The sequence below is a fragment of the Isoptericola sp. NPDC056578 genome (assembly GCF_042793275.1).
Taxonomy (GTDB): Bacteria; Actinomycetota; Actinomycetes; order Actinomycetales; family Cellulomonadaceae; genus Isoptericola.
The window spans coordinates 1-21,685 of the sequence record NZ_JBHTVC010000076.1 but is presented as its reverse complement, the minus strand read 5'-3'; the positions used below and the strand labels follow the sequence as shown (position 1 = coordinate 21,685).

General features: G+C 72.7%; 18 protein-coding genes and 1 pseudogene. 18 read left to right on the top strand and 1 reads right to left on the bottom strand.

The genetic code is table 11. The features are described from left to right. The first annotated feature begins 651 nt into the window (after positions 1-651). From uraD to ACFQ80_RS20660, 4 genes are all read left to right on the top strand, one after another. Complete coding sequence (gene uraD / locus ACFQ80_RS20675; RefSeq protein WP_430550374.1) at positions 652-1,155, top strand: 2-oxo-4-hydroxy-4-carboxy-5-ureidoimidazoline decarboxylase; 504 nt, start codon at positions 652-654, stop codon at positions 1,153-1,155. Next, positions 1,152-1,490, top strand: a complete 339-nt coding sequence (uraH, locus tag ACFQ80_RS20670; protein ID WP_430550373.1) for a hydroxyisourate hydrolase — start codon at positions 1,152-1,154, stop codon at positions 1,488-1,490. The genes uraD and uraH overlap by 4 nt, the downstream gene beginning before the upstream one ends. A gap of 132 nt (positions 1,491-1,622) precedes the next feature. Next, positions 1,623-2,567: a factor-independent urate hydroxylase gene (pucL, locus tag ACFQ80_RS20665; protein WP_430550372.1), complete on the top strand. Its 945-nt coding sequence runs from the start codon at positions 1,623-1,625 to the stop codon at positions 2,565-2,567. Between the two features lie 55 nt (positions 2,568-2,622). After that, the gene (locus ACFQ80_RS20660) at positions 2,623-4,320 is read left to right on the top strand and encodes a nucleobase:cation symporter-2 family protein (RefSeq protein ID WP_430550371.1); all 1,698 of its coding nucleotides are present in this window, start codon (positions 2,623-2,625) and stop codon (positions 4,318-4,320) included. Between the two features lie 80 nt (positions 4,321-4,400). On the opposite strand, the gene ACFQ80_RS20655 is transcribed toward ACFQ80_RS20660, so the two are convergent. Further along, positions 4,401-5,153 carry an IclR family transcriptional regulator gene (locus ACFQ80_RS20655; protein ID WP_430550370.1) on the bottom strand — a complete coding sequence of 251 codons (753 nt, stop codon included), beginning with the start codon at positions 5,151-5,153 and terminating at the stop codon, positions 4,401-4,403. Between the two features lie 107 nt (positions 5,154-5,260). On the opposite strand from ACFQ80_RS20655, the gene ACFQ80_RS20650 reads away from it, so the two are divergent. The 14 genes and pseudogenes from ACFQ80_RS20650 to ACFQ80_RS20585 all read left to right on the top strand — a co-directional run bounded on the left by ACFQ80_RS20650 (position 5,261) and on the right by ACFQ80_RS20585 (position 21,664). Further along, on the top strand, positions 5,261-6,739 hold the full coding sequence (locus ACFQ80_RS20650) for an NAD-dependent malic enzyme (protein ID WP_430564972.1): 1,479 nt from the start codon (positions 5,261-5,263) through the stop codon (positions 6,737-6,739). Next, positions 6,736-7,992 carry a DUF6986 family protein gene (locus tag ACFQ80_RS20645; RefSeq protein ID WP_430564971.1) on the top strand — a complete coding sequence of 419 codons (1,257 nt, stop codon included), beginning with the start codon at positions 6,736-6,738 and terminating at the stop codon, positions 7,990-7,992. The genes ACFQ80_RS20650 and ACFQ80_RS20645 overlap by 4 nt, the downstream gene beginning before the upstream one ends. 203 nt (positions 7,993-8,195) lie before the next feature. Next, a complete protein-coding gene (locus ACFQ80_RS20640) occupies positions 8,196-8,999 on the top strand; it encodes a hydroxypyruvate isomerase family protein (protein WP_430564973.1) in 804 nt (267 codons plus the stop codon). A 50-nt stretch (positions 9,000-9,049) separates the two neighbouring features. Further along, positions 9,050-9,940, top strand: a pseudogene (locus tag ACFQ80_RS20635) (2-hydroxy-3-oxopropionate reductase); the annotation flags it as partial. 38 nt (positions 9,941-9,978) lie between these two features. Continuing rightward, positions 9,979-11,766 carry a glyoxylate carboligase gene (gene gcl / locus ACFQ80_RS20630; protein ID WP_430564970.1) on the top strand — a complete coding sequence of 596 codons (1,788 nt, stop codon included), beginning with the start codon at positions 9,979-9,981 and terminating at the stop codon, positions 11,764-11,766. 87 nt (positions 11,767-11,853) lie between these two features. Beyond that, positions 11,854-13,020: a glycerate kinase gene (locus ACFQ80_RS20625; RefSeq protein ID WP_430564969.1), complete on the top strand. Its 1,167-nt coding sequence runs from the start codon at positions 11,854-11,856 to the stop codon at positions 13,018-13,020. Continuing rightward, the gene (gene allB / locus ACFQ80_RS20620) at positions 13,017-14,348 is read left to right on the top strand and encodes an allantoinase AllB (protein ID WP_430564968.1); all 1,332 of its coding nucleotides are present in this window, start codon (positions 13,017-13,019) and stop codon (positions 14,346-14,348) included. The genes ACFQ80_RS20625 and allB overlap by 4 nt, the downstream gene beginning before the upstream one ends. Before the next feature lie 62 nt (positions 14,349-14,410). After that, a complete protein-coding gene (gene bcp / locus ACFQ80_RS20615; RefSeq protein WP_430550364.1) occupies positions 14,411-14,887 on the top strand; it encodes a thioredoxin-dependent thiol peroxidase in 477 nt (158 codons plus the stop codon). Positions 14,888-14,949: 62 nt separating this feature from the next. Continuing rightward, positions 14,950-16,572: a malate synthase A gene (aceB, locus tag ACFQ80_RS20610; protein WP_430550363.1), complete on the top strand. Its 1,623-nt coding sequence runs from the start codon at positions 14,950-14,952 to the stop codon at positions 16,570-16,572. Between the two features lie 171 nt (positions 16,573-16,743). Next, positions 16,744-17,040 (top strand): Asp-tRNA(Asn)/Glu-tRNA(Gln) amidotransferase subunit GatC, encoded by a 297-nt coding sequence (gatC, locus tag ACFQ80_RS20605; RefSeq protein ID WP_429731461.1) that lies wholly within the window; start codon positions 16,744-16,746, stop codon positions 17,038-17,040. Position 17,041: 1 nt separating this feature from the next. Next, a complete protein-coding gene (gatA, locus tag ACFQ80_RS20600; RefSeq protein ID WP_430564967.1) occupies positions 17,042-18,562 on the top strand; it encodes an Asp-tRNA(Asn)/Glu-tRNA(Gln) amidotransferase subunit GatA in 1,521 nt (506 codons plus the stop codon). 22 nt (positions 18,563-18,584) lie between these two features. Next, a complete protein-coding gene (gene gatB, locus ACFQ80_RS20595; RefSeq protein ID WP_430564966.1) occupies positions 18,585-20,099 on the top strand; it encodes an Asp-tRNA(Asn)/Glu-tRNA(Gln) amidotransferase subunit GatB in 1,515 nt (504 codons plus the stop codon). Then, positions 20,099-20,683 carry a GNAT family N-acetyltransferase gene (locus ACFQ80_RS20590; RefSeq protein WP_430550360.1) on the top strand — a complete coding sequence of 195 codons (585 nt, stop codon included), beginning with the start codon at positions 20,099-20,101 and terminating at the stop codon, positions 20,681-20,683. The genes gatB and ACFQ80_RS20590 overlap by 1 nt, the downstream gene beginning before the upstream one ends. A gap of 147 nt (positions 20,684-20,830) precedes the next feature. Then, positions 20,831-21,664, top strand: a complete 834-nt coding sequence (locus ACFQ80_RS20585) for a bifunctional allantoicase/(S)-ureidoglycine aminohydrolase (RefSeq protein ID WP_430564965.1) — start codon at positions 20,831-20,833, stop codon at positions 21,662-21,664. Positions 21,665-21,685 lie beyond the last annotated feature (21 nt).

Sequence of the window (21,685 nt, the reverse complement as noted above, 5' to 3'; positions counted from 1 at the left end):
TACTGCCCTCGCGAGGGGGTGGGAGAGTAGGACGCCGCCGGACACCCATTCACGAAAGGCCCACCCCACACCGGGGTGGGCCTTTCGCATACCCCCGAACAGACCCCTGGCAGGCCGAGGGGCGGCCGCCGGCTGAGGCTCCCGCTGGGCGAGCCCCTTTTCGGCCCGGCCACGCGCCGCGGCCCGCGCGCCCGCGCGCCGGCGCGCGCCAGCTCTCCGGCGGGATCGATCCCCCCGGCGAGGTGGCAACGCGGCACCGCGGGCGGAGGGTGTGCCCGCCGGAACCGTGCCGTGGCCAGGCGCCCGCACGGGAGCCCCGCGGTCCGTGGACGTCCTCGTGGACTTCCTTGTACGTGAACGCCGCCGCTGGCGCGTCACACTGCCTGCCCGCTCGAGGCCGCCGGATGCTGCGGACGGCGTGTTCCGCCCACGCCAGGTGCCTTCGCGCGCTCGCAACGGACCCTTCTGCCAACCCTGTGAGGCCTGTGGCCTGGGGAGATGACGCCGAGCAGAGGACATGCTGGGGTGGTGCCGTGCGACGGGCCCGCACTGAGCGCAGACTCACTTGACAGGGCGCACGGGCGAGAGCGAGACTTCACTAAACGGAAACCCGCTTCCGGTGGGTGGAATCCCCCGAAGGAGGATCGCTCGATGGTGAGTGCAGGTCTCGAGGCATTCAACGCGGCGGACATCGACGCCGCCCGCGCTCAGGTGCTCTCGTGCGCGGCCGTGAGCCGGTGGGCGGACGCGGTGGTCGCCGGCCGCCCGTACGCGGACGCCGAGGCTGCACTCGCGGCGGCTCGTGCCGTCGCCGACCCGTGGAGCGAGGAGGAGATCGACTCCGCGCTGGCGCGGCACCCGCGCATCGGCGAGCGCGCGTCCGGGGACGACGTGGACGCGGCGCACTCGCGCCGGGAGCAGGCCGGGCTCGGCGACCTCAGCGGTTCGGTCGAGGAGCGCCTGCGCGCGGGGAACCTCGCGTACGAGGAGCGGTTCGGTCACGTCTTCCTCATCCGGGCCGCGGGCCGCACCGCCGAGGAGATCCTGTCCTCGCTCGAGGAGCGACTGGGGAACGATCCCGCCACCGAGCGACGCATCGCCGGCCAGCAGCTGCGGGAGATCGCCGTGCTGCGGCTGGAAGGAGAGCTCTCATGACCTCGCACATCACCACTCACGTGCTCGATGCCGTGTCCGGGCTGCCGGCCGCCGGCGTGGCCGTCTCACTGTGGAGCGTCGGCGCGGACGCGGCCGCGCGCCTCGCGGACGCCTCGACCGACGCCGACGGCCGGGTCAAGGACCTGGGCCCGGAGTCGCTCGAGCCCGGCACCTACCGCGTGACCTTCGCGACCGGCGACTACTTCGCCGCGCAGGGGGTCGCGACCTTCTACCCGTCGATCACCATCGACTTCACCGTCGAGGCCGGGCGCGACCACTATCACGTGCCCTGCCTGCTCAGCCCGTTCGCGTACTCCACGTACCGCGGGAGCTGACGGGTCCTCAGCGACCCGCCATCACAGGCCGCGGCACAGGCGCCGCGGCGTGCGTCATCGTCATCGGAGACGTCGAGGGCCGCCCTGCAGGGGTGGGCCCGCGCAACGCAACAACAGATGAAGGAGTCAGCAATGACCGCCACCGCCACCGACCCCCAGGTCAGCACGGGCACGATCGTGCTGGGGGACAACCAGTACGGCAAGGCCGAGGTCCGCGTCATGAAGGTCGACCGCGACCAGGCGCGCCACCGGATCACCGAGCTCTCGGTGACCTCGCAGCTCCGCGGCGACTTCTCCGCCGCGCACATCGACGGCGACCAGGGCCGCGTGGTCCCGACGGACACGCAGAAGAACACGGTGTTCGCCCTCGCCAAGGACGGCATCCCCTCGCCGGAGGAGTTCGCCCTCCGCCTGGGCGAGCACTTCGTCTCGAGCTTCGACTGGATCGAGGGCGGCCGCTGGGAGGCCAAGGAGTACACCTGGGAGCACATCCCCTCCTCCCTCACCTCGCACGTGACCGACGGCGAGCACGACCACGCGTTCGTCAAGGGCGGCACGGAGACCCGGACCACCGTCGTCCAGCGCGACGGGGACGAGGTCTTCGTGGTGTCCGGACTGGAGGACCTCAAGGTGCTCAAGTCGACGGGCTCCGAGTTCCACGGCTTCCCGAAGGACCGCTACACCACCCTGCAGGAGACCACCGACCGCATCCTCGCGACGTCGGTGACCGCCCGCTGGCGCTACACCTCGCTGGACCTCGACTTCAACGCCGTCTACGACGACGTGCGTCGCATCCTGCTCGAGACCTTCGCCGACGTGCACTCGCTCGCGCTGCAGCAGACCCTCTACCAGATGGGCAAGCGGGTGCTCGAGGCGCACCCGGAGATCGGCGAGATCAAGTTCTCGATGCCGAACCTGCACCACTTCGTCGTGGACTTCGAGCCCTTCGGCCTGGAGAACCCGAACGAGGTCTTCTACGTCGCCGACCGCCCCTACGGGAAGATCGAGGCGGAGGTGAAGCGGGAGGGCGCCGACCAGGAGCCGCGCGCGTGGGCGACCGTCACCGGGTTCTGCTGATCACGGTCCTGCGGATCAGCGAAGCACCGTGCAGTCGGTTCGAAGGAGCATCGAGATGAGCACGACGACCATCGACGCGGGGGCCGTGACCGGCACGCCGCAGGGCGGTCGACCGGAGGACGAGCGCTACCCGCTCGGCAAGACCTTCCTCTACGGCCTGCAGCACATCATGACGATGTACGGCGGCGTGATCGCGCCGCCGATCATCGTCGGGCAGGCGGCGGGGCTGTCCGGGGCGGAGATCGGTGTCCTGGTGTCGGCCGCGCTGCTCGTCAGCGGCCTGGCCACCGCGCTCCAGACGCTCGGCATCCGCTTCTTCGGGTCGCAGCTCCCGCTCGTCCAGGGCATCTCGTTCGCCACCGTGTCCACGATGGTCGCGGTGGCGAGCGGGGACGGCGGCCTCCCCGCCGTCTTCGGCGCCATCATCGTGGCCGCCGTGATCGGTCTGGCGATCAGCCCGTTCTTCGCGCAGGTCGTGCGGTTCTTCCCGCCCGTCGTGACGGGCACGATCATCACGATCATCGGGGTCTCGCTGCTGCCGACGGCGGCCGGCTGGATGATGGGCGGCGACGAGGGGTCGGCGGACTGGGGCTCGGTGCCCAACATCACGCTCGCGCTCGGCACGCTCGTCGTGGTGCTCGCGCTCAGCAGGTTCCTGCAGGGCACGATCTCCCGCCTGTCCATCCTGTTCGGCATCGTCCTCGGCACCGTGGCGGCCGTGCCGCTCGGGCTCGCGGACTTCTCGGGCGTCGGCGAGGGGGCGGCGTTCGCGCTGCCGACGCCGTTTGCCTTCGGCGCCCCGGTGTTCGAGATCGGCGCGATCATCTCGATGACGATCGTCATCCTCGTGATCATGACCGAGACGACGGCCGACCTCATCGCGATCGGCGAGGTGCTCGACACCAAGGTCGACGCGAAGCGGGTCGGTGACGGCCTGCGGGCCGACATGGCCGCCACGCTGGTCGCGCCGTTCCTCAACTCGTTCCCGGCCTCGGCGTTCGCGCAGAACGTCGGCCTGGTCGCGATCACCGGCATCCGTTCGCGGTTCGCCGTCGCGGCGGGCGGTGCGGTCCTGTTCGTGCTGGGCCTGTTCCCGCTGCTGGGTCAGGTGGTCGCGGCGATCCCGTCGCCCGTGCTGGGCGGTGCCGGCATCGTCCTGTTCGGGTCGGTGGCGGTGTCCGGGATCCGCACGCTGTCGCGGGTCGAGTACGAGGGCAACCTCAACCTCACGCTCGTCGCGGTGGCCCTGGGCTTCGGCATCATCCCGATCGCGGTGCCGGACTTCTACGACCGGTTCCCGACCTGGGTGGGCATGATCTTCCACTCGGGGATCGCGGCGGCCGCCGTCGTCGCCGTCCTGCTCAACCTCGTGTTCAACGAGATCCGCTGGGGCCGGCGCAGCAAGGACCCGTCGGTGTTCACCGCGGGCTCGTCGGCGCGCCTGGTCGTGACGGAGGAGCAGGAGCAGCGCCGGGCGGAGTACTTCGCGCGGCTGGACGCCGAGCGCCAGGAGGAGCGCCGACGCGCCCGCCTCAACGCGGACGTGCGGGCGCGGGTGCGTCACGGCCACGGCCGCCGGTCGGGCTGCGTGTCCGCGATCGACCTGGACGCCGACGGCGTGCCGGACGTGCTCCAGATCCGCGAGGGGGCGCGCGACGCGGTCGCGGGCCGTCGTCCCGGCGTCGAGGCTCCGGCGGGCGACGCCCGCCCGGAGCTGGTGCACGCGGGCACCGCCGGACCGAGGGACGGGTGACGACGATGCCCGCCCCGGCACGACGCAGGGCGCGAGGCGGGACCCCCGCCTCGCGCCCCGCGCCGGGTCGCCCCGTGCCGTCAGGCCGCGGAGAGCAGCTCCTTCGAGATGGTGTCGGCCACCTCGTGCAGCACGGGGAGCGCGGCCTCGCCGAACTCGTAGGTCACGCGGGCCGCGGGCCCGGACACGGAGAGCGCGGTCGGGGTGGGCGCGTCCTTCACGGGGACGGCGAAGCACCGCACGCCGATCTCCTGCTCGCCGTCGTCGACGGCGTAGCCCTGCTCGCGGATCGTGGCGATCTCCTTGAGGAGGTCGTCGACGTCCGTGATCGACAGGTCGGTGGCGGGCGGCATCCCGACGCGACCGACGATGTCGCGGATCGTCTGGTCCGGCAGCTCGGCGAGCACCATCTTGCCGACGCCGGTGCAGTGCGTGTAGACGCGCCGTCCGACCTCGGTGAACATCCGCATCGAGTGGGACGACGACGCCTGGGCGACGTACACCACCATGTCGCGGTCGATCATCGCGAGGTTGGCGCTCTCGCCGAGCTCGCGGGCGAGCCGCTCCAGGTGCGGGCGGGCGCTGGCGCCGAGCTGGCGGCCGGCGCTCTCGCCCAGCCGGATGAGCCGCGGGCCCAGGGTGTACCGGCGGTTGGGGAGCTGGCGGGCGTAGCCGCGGCCGACGAGCGTCCGCATGAGCCGGTGGATCGTGGGGAGCGGGAGGCCGGCGGCGGCCGCCAGCTCGCTGAGCGCGGCGTCGCCGCCGAGGTCGGTCATGATCTCGAGCAGGTCGATCGCCCGGTCCACCGACTGCACTCCGGTGCCGTTCGCCATGCGTGTGGTCCCCCTTTGCAGCGTCTTGTGAACCGATCCCGGTTCTAGAAACCATCCTTCCACATCTCGAAACTTCAGTCATCAGCACCACGAAAGGAACCCAGGCCATGGCGATGCCCAGCCCCAGCTACACGATCACCCTCCGCGTCGAGGCGCCCGCCTCGCAGCGCGCGACGAGCGAGATCGTCCACGAGATCGCCACGGCCGGCGGCTCGGTGATGGGCGTCGACATCGCCCAGTCGCACACGGACACGATCGTCGTCGACGTCACCTGCGACACGGTCGACGCCGAGCACGGCGAGCGGATCGTCGCGGCGCTCGACGCCCTCGACGGCGTGCGGGTGCTGAAGATGTCGGACTCGACGTTCCTCATGCACCTCGGCGGCAAGATCTCCGTCACCCCCAAGGTGCCGCTCAAGACGCGCCGCGACCTCTCGCGCGCGTACACGCCGGGCGTCGCCCGCGTCTGCCTCGCGATCGCCGACCGCCCGGAGGACGCGCGCCGCCTGACCATCAAGCGCAACACCGTCGCGGTCGTCACCGACGGCACGGCCGTCCTCGGCCTCGGCGACATCGGCCCCGAGGCCGCCATGCCCGTCATGGAGGGCAAGGCGGCGCTGTTCAAGCAGTTCGCCGACGTCGACGCCTGGCCCCTCGCCCTCGACACGACGGACACCGAGGAGATCATCCGCACCGTCAAGGCGATCGCCCCCGGCTTCGGCGGCGTGAACCTCGAGGACATCTCCGCGCCCCGCTGCTTCGAGATCGAGAAGCGCCTGCGCGAGGAGCTGGACATCCCCGTCTTCCACGACGACCAGCACGGCACCGCCATCGTGGTGCTCGCGGCGCTCATCAACGCCCTCAAGGTCGTGAACAAGAAGATCGAGGACGTCCGCATCGCGGTCTCCGGCGTCGGCGCCGCGGGGTCGGCCATCATCCGCCTGCTGCTCGCCCAGGGCGCCCGCGACATCATCGGCTTCGACCGGCACGGGGCGCTCACGCCCGAGTCGGCGGGCGACGACGAGAACCGCACCTGGATCGTCGAGAACACCAACCCCTCGGGCTTCACCGGCACCCTCAAGGAGGGCCTGGCCGGGGCCGACGTCTTCGTCGGCGTCTCGGCGGGCAACATCCTCACGGGCGCGGACGTCGCGGCGATGAACGACGACGCGATCGTGTTCGCCCTCGCGAACCCGACGCCCGAGGTCGACCCGATCGCCGCCGGCGAGACGGCGGCGGTCGTGGCGACCGGCCGCAGCGACTACCCGAACCAGATCAACAACGTGCTGGCGTTCCCCGGACTGTTCCGCGGCCTGCTCGACGCCGGCGCCACGCAGATCACGGACGAGATGCTGCGCGTGGCCGCGGTCGCGATCTCCTCGGTGGTGGGCGACGACGAGCTCAACCCCGCCTTCGTCATCCCGGGCGTGTTCGACAGCCGCGTGGCCGAGGCCGTCGCGGACGCCGTCCGGGCCGAAGGGCTCAAGGAGGTCCCGGTCGAGGAGCACCGCGCCGGCGACGCCGAGCACCTGGCCCAGCACCTGGGCCGCGCGCTGCACTCGGAGAGCGCGGCGGTGGCCCGATGAAGGCCTCCCTCGACCAGGCCTCGCTGGACGACGTCGAGCGCCGGCTCGCCGCGCACGACGTCCACCTCGAGCGGGCCTACCCGGGCGACGACGGGACGCGCCAGCCCGTGCACACCGTGTACGTGCCGGCGCACCGGTACGCGGCCGGGCTCGCGCGGGACTGGGGTGCCCAGGCCCTCACGGTCGTCGAGGCGCAGGGCACGGACGCGCTGCTGGACGCCGTCGGCGTGCGGGACGACCTGCGCGAGGCGGTCGCGGCGCAGGTGGAGCGCAAGCTCGCCACCGAGCCGATCGAGGACCTGCGCATCGACCTCGAGGACGGGTACGGCACGCACCCGGACGCCGACGAGGACGAGGTCGCCGCCGCCGCGGCCGCCGCGCTGCGGACCGAGCTGGACGCCGGGGGAGCGACACCGTTCGTCGGCATCCGGTTCAAGTGCTTCGAGCGGCCCACGCGGGCCCGCGGCCTGCGCACGCTGGACGTGTTCGTCAGCACGCTCGCGGCGTCGGGGGGCCTGCCCGACGGGCTCGTGCTGACCCTGCCGAAGGTGACCGGCGTCGTGCAGGTCGAGGCGATGGTGGCGGTGTGCGAGCGGCTGGAGGAGGCGAACGGGCTGCCCGCCGGGCGCCTGCGCTTCGAGGTGCAGGTCGAGACGCCGCAGTCGATCCTCGACTCCGCGGGCACGGCGACCGTCGCGCGGATGATCCACGCGGGTGCGGGGCGCGTGAGCGGCCTGCACTACGGCACGTACGACTACTCGGCGTCGCTCGGGATCGCCGCGGCGTACCAGTCGATGGAGCACCCGGCGGCGGACCTCGCCAAGGAGGTCATGCAGCTCGCGGCGGCCGGCACCGGCGTGCGGCTGTCGGACGGCTCGACGAACGTGCTGCCGGTGGGCGACGACGCGCAGGTCCGCGCCGCCTGGGCGGGCCACGGACGCCTCGTGCGCCGCTCGCTGGAGCGTGGGTTCTACCAGGGCTGGGACCTGCACCCGGCGCAGCTGCCGAGCCGGTTCGCGGCGACGTACGCGTTCTACCGGGAGGGCTTCGAGCCCGCGGCAGAGCGGCTGTCGAACTACGTGAACGAGGTGGCGGGGGCGGTGCTCGACGAGCCCGCCACCGCCAAGGCGCTCGCGTGGTACCTCAAGCGCGGCGTCGACTGCGGTGCCCTGGGCGCCGACGAGATCGTCGAGCGCACCGGTCTGCAGCCGGCCGAGCTCACGGCGATCGTGACGCGCCCGCTCGGGGGCTGACGTCCGGTATCGGCACAGCGCACGGCCACGACGGCCCGGCAGGACGACGTCCTGCCGGGCCGTCGTCGTGTGCGCGGCATCACGACCGCACCGCGGGACCGCCCCGGGCAGGGGTTGACCGATGCGGCCGACCCGGCGTAGCGTTTTCACTACAAGGAACCAAACTTCCATCTGGCGAAAGCGAGTCAGCGATGACGGACCAGATCCCCTACACCGTGAACTGCTCGATCCTCCTCACGGACCTGCCGCTCCTGGAGCGTCCGGCGGCCGCGAAGGCGGCCGGCTTCGACGGCGTCGAGTTCTGGTGGCCCTTCGCCACCCCGACGCCCGCGGCCGACGAGATCGACGCGTTCGTCGGGGCCCTGGCCGACGCCGGCGTGCAGCTCACCGGGCTCAACTTCGACGCCGGCAACATGCCCGGCGGCGACCGCGGCCTCGTCTCCTGGCCCGAGCGTTCCGCCGACCTGCGCGCCAACCTCGACGTCGTCGCCCGCATCGGCGAGCGCACCGGCTGCCGCGCGTTCAACGCGCTGTACGGCAACCGCGTCGAGGGCGAGGACCCGGCGGCGCAGGACGCGCTCGGCGCCGAGAACCTCGCGCTGGCGGCGAAGGCGGTCGAGCGGATCGGCGGCACGGTGCTGCTGGAGCCGGTGTCCGGCGCCCCCGCCTACCCGCTGAAGACGTCGGCCGACGCGGTCGCCGTCCTCGACCGCGTGCGCGACGAGCACGGCGCGGCCAACCTCGGCCTGCTGTTCGACGTCTACCACCTGTCGGTCAACGGCTCCGACGTGGACCTCGACCTCAAGACCTACGGCGACCGCATCGCGCACGTGCAGGTCGCCGACGCCCCCGGCCGCGGCGCCCCGGGCAGCGGGGACCTGCCGATCCAGCGCTGGATCGGCGACCTGCGTGCCGCCGGCTACGCCGGCCCGGTCGGCCTCGAGTACAAGACGGCCGACTCCGACCCGTTCGCCTGGCTCCCGCGCGAGCAGCGCTCGGCCCGCTGAGCAGCCGGTACTGAGCAAGCCGGCACCGCGACCACCCTGACCTCCCCGGAAGGACACGACCAATGAGCACCATCGCCTTCATCGGCCTCGGCATCATGGGCAGCCCGATGGCCGTCCACCTGCAGGACGCCGGGCACTCCGTCGTCGGCTACAACCGCACGGCCGCCAAGGCCCAGCCCCTCGTCGAGGCGGGCGGCACCGCCGCCTCCTCGGTCGCCGAGGCGGTCAAGGCCGCGGACGTCGTGGCCGTCATGGTCCCGGACTCCCCGGACGTCGAGGGCGTGCTCACCGGTGACGACGGCGTCTTCGCGAACGCGCAGCCGGGCACGCTGATCGTCGACTTCTCCTCGATCCGCCCCGACGTGACGATCGCGCTGGCCGAGCAGGCGAGGGCCGCCGGCTTCCGCTACCTCGACGCGCCGGTCTCCGGCGGCGAGGCGGGCGCGAAGAACGCCGCGCTGTCGATCATGGTCGGCGGCTCCGCCGAGGACTTCGCCGCGGCGTCCGAGGTGTTCGACGCGGTCGGCAAGACCGTCGTGCACGTGGGCCCGTCGGGCTCCGGCCAGACCGTCAAGGCGGCCAACCAGCTCATCGTCGCCGGCAACATCGCGCTGCTGGCCGAGGCCGTGATCTTCCTCGAGTCGTTCGGCGTCGACACCGAGGCGGCCGTCAAGGTCCTCGGCGGCGGCCTCGCCGGCTCCGCGGTGCTGAACCAGAAGGCCGAGAAGATGCTGGGCCGCGAGTTCGCCCCCGGCTTCCGGATCGACCTGCACCACAAGGACCTGGGCATCTTCCAGGCCGCCGCCCGCGAGCAGGGCGTCGTCGCCCCCGTGGGCGCCGTCGTCGCGCAGCTCATGGCCGCGGCCCGCGCCGAGGGCGACGGGTCGCTGGACCACTCCGGCCTGTTCAACGCCATCGCGCGGCTGTCCGGTCGCGACTGACCGCCCGAAACGACCCAGAAGACTCGAAGGAGAGCACCATGCCCCGCATGCGCGCGGTCGACGCCGCGGTCGCCATCCTGGCGAAGGAGGGTGCCACCGAGGCCTTCGGCCTCCCCGGCGCCGCCATCAACCCGTTCTACGACGCCATGCGCCAGCACGGCGGGATCCACCACGTGCTCGCCCGGCACGTCGAGGGCGCGTCGCACATGGCCGACGGCTACTCGCGTGCCGAGCGCGGCAACATCGGCATCTGCATCGGCACGTCGGGCCCCGCGGGCACCGACATGATCACCGGCCTGTACGCCGCGTGGGCCGACTCGATCCCGATGCTGTGCATCACGGGCCAGGCCCCGGTGGCCAAGCTCGACAAGGAGGACTTCCAGGCCGTCGACATCGCGTCGATCGCCGCGCCGGTCACCAAGCTAGCGAAGACGGTCCTCGAGGCGTCGCAGGTGCCGGGCGTCTTCCAGCGCGCGTTCCAGCTGATGCGGTCGGGCCGCCCTGGCCCGGTCCTCATCGACCTGCCGATCGACGTGCAGATGACGGAGATCGAGTTCGATCCGGAGACCTACCAGCCGCTGGCGCCGGAGCGCCCGGAGGCGACCCGCGCGCAGGTCGCCAAGGCGATCGACATGCTGCTGGCCGCGGAGCGCCCGCTGATCGTCGCCGGCGGGGGCATCATCAACGCCGGCGCGGAGGCCGAGCTCGTCGAGCTGGCCGAGACGCTGGGCGTCCCTGTGGTCCCGACCCTCATGGGCTGGGGCGCGATCCCCGACGACCACCCGCTGACCGCGGGCATGGTCGGCATCCAGACGTCGCACCGCTACGGCAACGCGACGTTCCTGGAGTCGGACTTCGTGATCGGCGTCGGCAACCGGTGGGCCAACCGCCACACCGGTGGCCTGAAGACCTACACCGAGGGCCGTACCTTCGTGCACGTCGACATCGAGCCCACCCAGATCGGCCGCGTGTTCGCGCCCGACTACGGCGTGGTCTCCGACGCGGGCGCGTTCCTGCGCTCCGCGCTCGAGGTCGCCGCCGAGCGCAAGGCCGCCGGGCAGGTGCCGGACTGGTCGGCGTGGGCCGCGTCGGCGCAGGAGCGCAAGGGGAAGCTGCAGCGCAAGACGCACTTCACCGAGATCCCGATCAAGCCGCAGCGCGTGTACGAGGAGATGAACAAGGCCTTCGGCCGCGACACGGTCTACGTCACCACGATCGGCCTGTCGCAGATCGCCGGCGCGCAGCTGCTGCACACCTACAACCCGCGGCACTGGATCAACGCCGGCCAGGCGGGCCCGCTGGGCTGGACGGGCCCGGCCGCGCTGGGCGTGTCCCGCGCGCTGCCCGAGGGCAACGTCGTCGCGCTGTCCGGCGACTACGACTTCCAGTTCATGCTGGAGGAGCTCGCCGTGGGTGCGCAGCACCACCTGCCCTACGTGCACGTGGTGGTGAACAACGCCTACCTGGGCCTGATCCGTCAGTCGCAGCGCGCGTTCGAGATGGACTTCCACGTGTCCCTCGCGTTCGACAACATCAACATGTCGAACGGCGCCGGGGAGCCCGAGGGCTACGGTGTCGACCACGTCAAGGTGGCCGAGGCGCTCGGCTGCAAGGCGATCCGCGTCAAGGACCCGGAGGACCTGGGCGCCGCGTTCGCCAAGGCGCAGGCCATGACGGCGGAGTTCCGCGTCCCCGTGGTGGTCGAGGTCATCCTCGAGCGCGTCACCAACATCGCGATGGGCGCCGAGCTCAACGGCGTGAACGAGTTCGAGGACCTGGCCATCTCGGCCGAGGACTCGCCCACGGCCATCGCGCTGCTGGACTGATCTGCTGGAGAGCAGTACCCGACGACGGCGACGGGAGAGACGATGGCGGAGACGGGCAGGCCCGGCGGACGAGGGGGTGGAGCGACGGTGGCGACGACAGGACGGACGACGGCGCGCGTGCTGCTCGCCCCGGACAAGTTCAAGGGTTCCCTGACCGCGGGCGAGGTGGCCGCACACCTGGCGGCCGGCCTGCGGCGGGCGGCGCCCGGCGTCGTCGTCGACGAGCTCCCCGTGGCCGACGGCGGCGAGGGCACGCTGGAGGCCGCCCTCGCCGCCGGGTTCACCGCGGTGGACCTGGTGGCGACGGGGCCCCTCGGGCACCCGGCCGCCACCCGGTACGCGCGTCGCGGTGCCACCGCCGTCGTCGAGATGGCGGCCGTCACCGGCCTCGCCCAGGTGACCCCGACGCCGGGCACCGCCCTCGCCGCGACCTCCCGCGGGCTCGGCGAGGTCATCGCGCACGCCCTGGACGCCGGGGCGCGGGAGATCGTCGTCGGGGTGGGCGGCTCGGCGAGCACCGACGGCGGCGCGGGCATGCTCGCCGCGCTCGGCGCCCGGCTGGCCTCGGGCGCGGGGGACGTCGCCGACGGTGGCGGCCACCTGCACGAGCTGACCGACGTGGACCTCGCGGGGCTGCACCCCGCGCTCGCGGACACGGAGCTCGTCCTCGCGAGCGACGTCGACAACCCGCTGCTGGGCGCGCACGGCGCGTCCGCCGTGTACGGGCCGCAGAAGGGCGCCGACGCGGCGACCGTGGCGGAGCTCGAGCTCGGGCTGGCGACGTGGGTCGACGTGCTCGCCACGGTCGGCGTGACGGGCGCTCGCGGCTACGCCGCCGAGCCCGGCGCGGGGGCCGCGGGCGGCGTGGGCTTCGCCTGCCTGCTGCTCGGCGCCGAGCGTCGCCCCGGCGTCGAGGAGGTGCTGGCCCTCACGGGTTTCGCGGACCGCCTCGCCGGCGTCGACCTGGTCGTCACGGGGGAGGGCAGCCTCGACTCGCAGTCGCTGCACGGCAAGACGCCGGTCGGCGTGGCCGCAGCCGCGGCCGCGGCCGGCGTCCCTACCGTCGCCGTGTGCGGCCGCACGACGCTGAGCCTCGAGAGGGCAGCCGCCGCCGGCATCACCGCCGTGCACGCCCTCACCGACGTCGAGCCGGACGTCGCCCGCTGCATCGCCCAGGCGGGCCCGCTGCTCGAGACCCTCGCGGCGCGGCTCGCCGACCACCTGCCGGCCCTGAACACCTTGGAGAACGCATGACCCACGACCTCGTCGTCCGCGCCGCCCGCGCCGTCACCCCCGAGGGGGAGCGCGCCGTCGAGGTGGGCGTGACCGACGGCCGGATCGCCGCCGTCGTGCCGCTCGGCACCGGCCTGGTCGGCGCCGAGGTGCTGGAGCTCGCCGAGGACGAGGTGCTGCTGCCCGGCCTCGTCGACTCGCACGTGCACGTCAACGAGCCCGGCCGCACCGAGTGGGAGGGCTTCGCCACCGCCACGCGCGCCGCCGCGGCCGGCGGCGTCACGACGATCGTCGACATGCCGCTCAACTCCCTGCCGCCCACGACCTCGGTCGCGAACCTGGAGGTCAAGAAGGCGCGCGCGGTGGACCAGGCGTTCGTCGACGTCGGGTTCTGGGGCGGGGCGGTGCCGGGCAACACGGCCGACCTGCGCCCCCTGCACGAGGCAGGGGTCTTCGGGTTCAAGTGCTTCCTCGCCGACTCGGGGGTGCCGGAGTTCGGGCACCTGGAGGACGCGGAGCTGCGCGGCGACCTCGCGGAGCTGACGACGTTCGGCGCCCTGATGATCGTGCACGCCGAGGACCCGGGCACCCTCGAGGACGCCCCGCAGGAGCCCGGCCCCACCTACAAGAACTTCCTCGCGTCGCGCCCCGCCAAGGCCGAGTCCACGGCGATCGCCGCGCTCATCGACGCGGCCCGCGCCACGGGCGCCCGCGCGCACGTGCTGCACCTGTCCGACGCCGACTCGCTGCCGATGATCGCGGCCGCCCGCGCGGAGGGCGTGCGCCTCACGGTCGAGACGTGCCCGCACTACCTGTCGCTGGACGCCGACCACGTGCCCGACGGCGCGACGGCCTACAAGTGCTGCCCGCCGATCCGCGAGCACGACAACCAGGACCGGCTGTGGCAAGGGCTGCGCGACGGACTGATCGACGTCGTCGTCACCGACCACTCGCCGGCCACCGCCGAGCTCAAGCAGCCGGCGTCGGGCGACTTCGCGGAGGCCTGGGGCGGCGTCGCGTCGCTGCAGCTCGGCCTCGCCGTCGTCTGGACCGAGGCGCGGCGCCGCGAGGTCCCGCTCGCCCAGGTCGTGGGGTGGATGTCCGCGGGACCGGCCGCGCTGGTCGGACTGGAGCGCAAGGGCGGCATCGCCGTGGGCAAGGACGCGGACCTCGCGGTCTTCGCGCCCGAGGCGACGTTCGTCGTCGACCCGACCCGCCTGCACCACAAGAACCCGGTCACGCCGTACGCCGGCCGTGACCTCACGGGTGTCGTGCGGCGCACGCTGCTGCGCGGGCGTCCCGTGGGCGACGAGCCCGCCGGCACCCTGCTGCGCCGCGGCGAGGCCTGAGCCCCCAGGGCCGGCACCACCACGGTCCCCCCGTCACCGAGAAGAACGAACGAGGACGCACGATGACGCGACTCCAGCCGGGCGACACCGCCCCCGACTTCACCCTGACCGACTCCGCCGGCGCCGCCGTGTCCCTCGCGGACGTGCGTGCCGGGGCGGACAAGGGCGTGGTCGTGTACTTCTACCCGAAGGCGGGCACCCCCGGGTGCACCACCGAGGCGTGCGACTTCCGCGACAACCTCGCGTCGCTCGCGGGGGCGGGGTACGCCGTCGTCGGGGTCTCGGCCGACCCGGTCGAGGACATCCGCGCGTTCGTGGAGGCCGAGCACCTGACGTTCCCCCTGCTGAGCGACGCGGACCACGCCGTGGCCGACGCCTACGGCACGTGGGGCCCCAAGACGATCGGCGACCGGACGTTCGACGGGGTGCACCGCTGCACCTTCGTCGTCGAGCCGGACGGGACCCTGCGGTCCGCCGAGTACGACGTCGAGGCCACCGGGCACGTGGCCGCGCTGCGCGCGCAGCTCGTGGGTGCCTGAGCAAGGCTGGACCCGTTAGGGTTCACTCAGGCGATTCCGCTATGCGCAACCAGACTTTCACCATGCAACGCTTCGCAGAACAAGGAGGGACTGTCGTGGAGCTCCCCGACGGCCTGACCATCACCGCCGAGATCGGTGAGCGCGACACCGAGGTGCTCACCCCGGCCGCGCTCGACCTGATCGTGACCCTGCAGCGAGAGCTGGGCGCCCGCCGCCTCGAGCTGCTGGAGGCGCGGCAGCGTCGCCGCCAGGCGCTGGCCGACGGCGGCACGCTCGACTTCCTCCCGGAGACCGCGCACATCCGTGCCGACGACTCCTGGAAGGTCGCGGAGCCGGCCCCCGGGCTGGTCGACCGCCGCGTCGAGATCACCGGCCCGACCGACCGCAAGATGACCGTCAACGCGCTCAACTCCGGCGCGAAGTGCTGGCTCGCGGACCAGGAGGACGCCAACACGCCGCAGTGGAGCAGCGTGGTCGGCGGCCAGCTCAACCTGCTCGACGCGATCAACCGCACGATCGACTTCACGATCGAGGAGACCGGCAAGCGGTACGAGCTCAAGCCGGACGACGAGCTGGCGACGATCATCATGCGCCCCCGTGGGTGGCACATGAGCGAGAAGCACATCCTGGTCGACGGCGAGCAGACCTCGGGTTCCCTGGTCGACTTCGCGCTCTACGTCGCCACCGCGGGCCTGCGGCAGATCGAGAAGGGCCTCGGGCCGTACTTCTACCTGCCGAAGATGGAGTCGCACCTCGAGGCGCGGCTCTGGAACGACGCGTTCGTCCTCGCGCAGGACGCGCTCGGCATCCCGCGCGGCACCATCCGCGCCACCGTGCTCATCGAGACCATCCCGGCCGCGTTCGAGATGGAGGAGATCCTCTACGAGCTGCGCGAGCACTCCGCGGGCCTCAACGCCGGCCGCTGGGACTACCTGTTCTCCGTGGTGAAGAACTTCCGCACCCGGGGCGCGGAGTTCCTGCTGCCCGACCGCAACCAGATCACCATGACGGTGCCGTTCATGCGGGCCTACACCGAGCTGCTGGTCTCGACCTGCCACCAGCGCGGTGCGCACGCCATCGGCGGCATGGCCGCGTTCATCCCGAGCAAGGACGCCGAGGCCAACGAGCAGGCCTACGCCAAGGTGAGCGCCGACAAGGCGCGGGAGGCCGGCGACGGCTTCGACGGTTCGTGGGTGGCGCACCCCGGCATGGTCGCCACGTGCAAGGAGGCCTTCACCGCGGTGCTCGGCGACCGGCCGAACCAGATCGACCGCAAGCGCGAGGACGTGCGCGTCACGGCCGCCGACCTGCTGTCCGTCGACAAGACGCCCGGCACGGTCACCGAGGCCGGCCTGCGCAACAACGTGTCCGTCGGCATCCAGTACCTCCAGGCCTGGCTGGGCGGCCTCGGCGCCGTCGCCATCTTCGGCCTGATGGAGGACGCCGCGACCGCGGAGATCTCCCGGTCGCAGGTGTGGCAGTGGCTGCACAACGGCGTCGTCCTCGCCGACACCGGCGAGAAGGTGACGCGCGAGCTCGTCGACCGCATCGTCGAGGAGGAGGTGGCGAAGCTCCCGGGCGGCGCCGCCGCCTTCGACGAGGCGCGGACCACCTTCCAGGAGGTCGCCGTGGCCGACGAGTACATCGACTTCCTCACGACGGCCGCCTACGAGCGGATGGACTGAGGAACCCGGCACCGCTCGGCTGCGACGGGGGCGCCGAGCACCGCCGGTGCGTGACGGCCGGGACCACGTTCTGTGACGTGGTCCCGGCCGTTTCGTTCGCCCGGTTTCGTCGGCTGCGCCGACACCTGGGGACAACGTCCCCGACACATGCATCCCACTAGACTGGCGGCCATGTCCACCATCTCCCGAGACGAGGTCGCGCGCGTCGCCGCCCTGGCCCGGATCGACCTGCGCGACGACGAGGTCGACCGGCTCGCCGGCGAGCTCGACGTCATCGTCGACTCGATCGCCCGCGTGCGCGAGGTCGCCACCCCCGACGTGCCGGCCACCAGCCACCCGCTGCCCCTGACGAACGTGTTCCGCGAGGACGTGCCCCAGCCGGCGCTGCCCGTGGCCGACGTGCTGGCCGCCGCGCCGGACGCGCAGGACGGGCGCTTCGCCGTCCCGCAGATCCTCGGGGAGGAGTGAGATGACGGACCTGACCCGCCTCAGCGCGGCGGAGCTCGCCGCGACCCTCGCGCGCAAGGAGGCCTCGAGCGTCGAGGCCACGCGCGCGCACCTGGACCGCATCGCGGCCGTCGACGGCGACGTGCACGCGTTCCTGCACGTGAGCGAGGACGACGCGCTGGCCACCGCCGCCGACGTCGACTCCCGCCGTGCCGCCGGCGAGGAGCTGCACCCGCTGGCCGGCGTGCCGATCGCCGTCAAGGACGTCGTCGTGACGAAGGGCCTGCCCTCCACGGCGGGTTCCAAGATCCTCGAGGGCTGGATCCCGCCGTACGACGCGACGCTCGTCGAGAAGCTCCGTGCCGCGGGCCTGCCGATCCTCGGCAAGACGAACATGGACGAGTTCGCGATGGGCTCCTCCACCGAGCACTCCGCGTTCGGCAACACCCACAACCCGTGGGACCTCGACCGCATCCCCGGCGGCTCGGGCGGCGGCTCGGCGGCCGCCGTGGCCGCCTTCGAGGCGCCGCTCGCGATCGGCACCGACACCGGCGGCTCGATCCGTCAGCCGGGCGCCGTCACCGGCACCGTCGGCGTGAAGCCCACCTACGGCGGCGTCTCGCGCTACGGGCTCATCGCGATGGCCTCGTCGCTGGACCAGGCCGGCCCCGTCACGCGCACCGTGCTCGACTCGGCGCTGCTGCACGAGCTCATCGGCGGCCACGACCCGCGCGACTCGACGTCGATCCCCGAGCCGCTCCCGCCCCTCGTGGAGGCCGCGCGCCAGGGCGCGCTCGGCGACCTGTCGGGCCTGCGCGTCGGCGTCGTCACGCAGCTCCAGGGCGAGGGCTACCAGCCCGGCGTGCTCGCGCGGTTCCACGAGTCGCTCGAGCTGCTGACCAAGGCCGGGGCCGAGGTCGTCGAGGTCTCCTGCCCGAGCTTCGACTACGCGCTCGCGGCGTACTACCTGATCATGCCGGCGGAGGCGTCGAGCAACCTCGCGAAGTTCGACGGCATGCGCTTCGGCCTGCGCGTCGAGCCGGCCGACGGCCCCGTCACCGCGGAGCGCGTCATGGCCGCCACCCGTGGCGCCGGCTTCGGCGACGAGGTCAAGCGCCGCGTCGTGCTCGGCACCTACGCCCTGTCGGCGGGCTACTACGACGCCTACTACGGCAGCGCGCAGAAGGTCCGCACGCTCATCCAGCGCGACTTCGACGCCGCGTTCGCGCGGGCCGACGTGCTGGTCTCGCCCACCGCGCCGACGACGGCGTTCAAGCTGGGGGAGAAGCTGGACGACCCGCTGGCGATGTACCTCAACGACGTCGCGACCATCCCGGCCAACCTCGCCGGCGTGCCGGGCATCTCGGTGCCGAACGGCCTGGCCGAGTCGTCGGAGGGCGGCGTCGGTCTGCCCACAGGCTTCCAGATCCTCGCGCCGGCCAAGGCGGACGACCGCCTCTACCGCGTCGGCGCCGCGCTCGAGTCGGCCCTCGAGTCCACCTGGGGCGCCCCGCTGCTGTCGCGCGCGCCCGAGCTGGGCTGACGGAGAACAGGAGAACATCGCTGTGACCACGACCACCCACGGGACCCCTGCTCTCGTCTCCTACGACGACGCCGTGCGCCGCTACGACCCGGTGATCGGCATCGAGGTGCACGTCGAGCTCGGCACCCGCACCAAGATGTTCTGCCCGGCCGAGCAGTCGTTCGGCGCGGAGCCGAACACGCAGACCACGCCGGTGTCGCTCGGCCTGCCGGGCGCGCTGCCCGTCGTCAACGGCACCGCCGTCGAGTACGCGATCCGCATCGGCCTGGCGCTCAACTGCCAGATCGCGGAGAGCTGCCGGTTCGCCCGGAAGAACTACTTCTACCCGGACGTGCCGAAGAACTTCCAGACGTCGCAGTACGACGAGCCGATCGCCTTCGAGGGCTGGCTCGACGTCGAGCTCGAGGACGGCACGGTGCACCGCGTCGAGATCGAGCGCGCGCACATGGAGGAGGACGCCGGCAAGAACACGCACGTCGGCGGCTCCGCCGGCCGCATCCACGGCGCGGAGTACTCGCTGGTCGACTACAACCGCGCCGGCGTGCCGCTGGTGGAGATCGTCACGAAGCCGATCACCGGCGCGGGGGAGCGGGCGCCCGAGGTGGCGCGCGCCTACGTGCAGGCGCTGCGCGACATCTTCCGCGTGCTCGACGTGTCCGAGGCCCGCATGGAGCGCGGCAACGTCCGCGCCGACGTCAACCTGTCGCTGCGCGCGACCCCCGAGTCGCCGCTCGGCACACGCACGGAGACGAAGAACGTCAACTCCTTCCGTTCCGTGGAGCGGGCGGTGCGGTACGAGGTGTCGCGGCAGGCCGCGATCCTCGACGCGGGCGAGACGGTGATCCAGGAGACGCGGCACTTCCACGAGGAGGACGGCTCGACGTCGCCCGGCCGCGTGAAGTCCGACGCCGAGGACTACCGGTACTTCCCGGAGCCCGACCTCGTGCCCGTCGCGCCGTCGCGCGAGTGGGTCGAGGAGATCCGCGCGACGCTGCCCGAGCTGCCGCAGGCCAGGCACCGCCGCCTCCACGACGAGTGGGGCTTCGCGGACGCGGAGATGCGCGACGTCGTCAACGCCGGGGCGCTCGACCTCATCGAGGCGACCGTCGCCGCCGGGGCCACGCCGGCCGCCGCGCGCAAGTGGTGGATGGGCGAGCTGGCCCGCCGGGCCAAGCAGGACGAGGTCGAGCTCGCGGACCTCGCGATCACGCCCGCGCAGATCGGTGAGCTCCAGCGGCTCGTCGACTCCGGCCGCATCAACGACAAGATCGCCCGCCAGGTGCTCGACGGCGTGCTCGCCGGCGAGGGGGACCCGGAGGCGGTCGTCGTGGCCCGCGGGCTGGAGGTCGTGTCCGACGACGGCCCGCTCCTCGAGGCCATCGACGCGGCGCTCGCGGCGCAGCCCGACATCGTCGAGAAGGTGCGCGGCGGCAACCAGGGCCCGGTCGGGGCCATCATCGGCGCGGTGATGAAGGCGACGAAGGGGCAGGCGGACGCCAAGCGCGTCCGGGAGCTGGTGCTGGAGAGGATCGGCTGATGCGGTCGCCCGTCCTGCACGGGGAGCTCGTGCGCCTGCGCCCGATCGAGGCGCGGGACGCCGACCGGCTCTGGGCGTCGCTGCGCGACCCGGACGGCGGCCGGCTGACGGGCATGGGCACGAACGCCGCGTCGTCCCGCGCCGAGGTGGACTCCTGGGCCGCGAGCGCGGCAGACCTCCCCGGCCGGTACGACTGGGCGATCACGTCCGCCGCCGTGCGGGACGGGGAGCTCGTCAGCGACGACCTGCTCGGCGAGATCTCCCTCGACCGGGTGGACCTCGAGCTGCGGTCGGCGAACCTGCGCCTGCGGATGATGCCGGACTACCGGGGCCGCGGGTACGGGCGCGAGGCCATCGGAGAGGTGCTGCGGTTCGCCTTCGACGGTGCCTCCGGCCCGGGCCTGCACCGCGTGAGCCTCGCGGTGATCAGCGTCAACCCGCGGGCCCGCGCCCTGTACGACTCGCTCGGCTTCCGGGAGGAGGGGCGCCTGCGCGACGCCTTCCGCGACGGGCAGGGCTGGGCGGACGCCGTCGTCATGAGCATCCTCGAGGACGAGTTCCGCGCGGGGGCCGGCACGGACTGAGCTCGTCGTCGGTCGATCCGTCCGGCGCCTCTGCAGCGTCGGAGGTCACCGTCGGGTGGCGTTGACATGGTGCCCGCTCCACTCTAAATTCGGATCGTAGAAACAGTATTCCGAAACATGGAATCGACGGCTCGATGAGGAGAGACGATGACGCAGCCCCAGACCACCCGCTACTACACGCCGCAGGGCGGGCTGCCCGGGCAGGAGGAGCTGCTCACCGACCGGGCGATCGTCACGGAGGCGTACACCGTCATCCCGCGCGGCGTGCTGCGCGACATCGTCACCTCCAACCTGCCCGGCTGGGACCGGACCCGCCTGTGGGTGCTCGCGCGCCCCGTCGAGGGCTTCGCGACGACCTTCGCGCAGTACGTCGTCGAGGTCTCCCCGGGCGGCGGGACCGACCGCGGCGAGGTCGAGGACACCGTGCAGTCCGTCGTCTTCGTCACGGAGGGCACGCTGACCCTCACGGTCGGCGGCGAGGAGCACACCCTCGAGCCCGGCGGCTACGCGTACCTCGCCGCCGGCGACGAGTGGTCGCTGCGCAACCGCTCGGGCGCCAAGGCCGCGTTCCAGTGGGTCCGCAAGGTCTACGAGCGCGTCGACGGCTACGAGGCGAAGACCTTCGTCACCCGCGAGCAGGACATCGAGCCGCGCCCCATGCCGGACACGGACGGCGCCTGGGCCACCACGCGCTTCGTCGACCCCGACGACCTCGCGCACGACATGCACGTCAACATCGTGACGTTCCAGCCCGGCGGCTCCATCCCGTTCGCGGAGACGCACATCATGGAGCACGGCCTGTACGTGCTCGAGGGCAAGGCCGTGTACCGCCTCAACGGCGACTGGGTCGAGGTGCAGGAGGGCGACTTCATGTGGCTGCGGGCCTTCTGCCCGCAGGCCTGCTACGCCGGGGGCCCGAAGCCGTTCCGCTACCTGCTCTACAAGGACGTCAACCGCCAGGTGAAGCTCGACCGCCGCTGACCGCGGCACCACCTCACGACC